Here is a 358-nt window from a genome sequence, read left to right on the forward strand (position 1 = left end):
TCTCACACCTGGCCTCGCCCAGCTTCGACGCCTCGGTCTTCGAGCTGATGATGGCCTTCAGTGCCGGTGCCAGCGTGGTGATCGTCCCGCCCGCGGTGTACGGCGGCGCCGAACTCGAGGACCTGCTGCGCCGTGAGCACGTCACCCACGCGTTCATCACCCCGACCGCGCTGTCCTCCATGGACGACGTCGGGCTCGAGAACCTGCGGGTGCTGGCCGTGGCGGGCGAGGCCTGCCCGCCGGAGCTGATGCAGAAATGGTCCGTCGGCCGGAAGATGTTCAACGGTTACGGCCCCACCGAGACCACCATCCAGGCCAGTGTCAGCGACCGGATGACCGCGTCTCAGACCGTGAACAT

Annotated in this window: 1 protein-coding gene; it reads left to right on the forward strand. The window is 67.3% G+C overall.

Going from position 1 to position 358, the window contains the following annotated elements; all coding sequences use genetic code 11:
* Window positions 1–358 (forward strand): AMP-binding protein (locus AC1DYG_RS20955; RefSeq protein WP_477641745.1); only part of this gene is annotated, 358 nt, incomplete at both ends.

The sequence above is a fragment of the Pedococcus sp. P1_H8 genome (assembly GCF_056405175.1).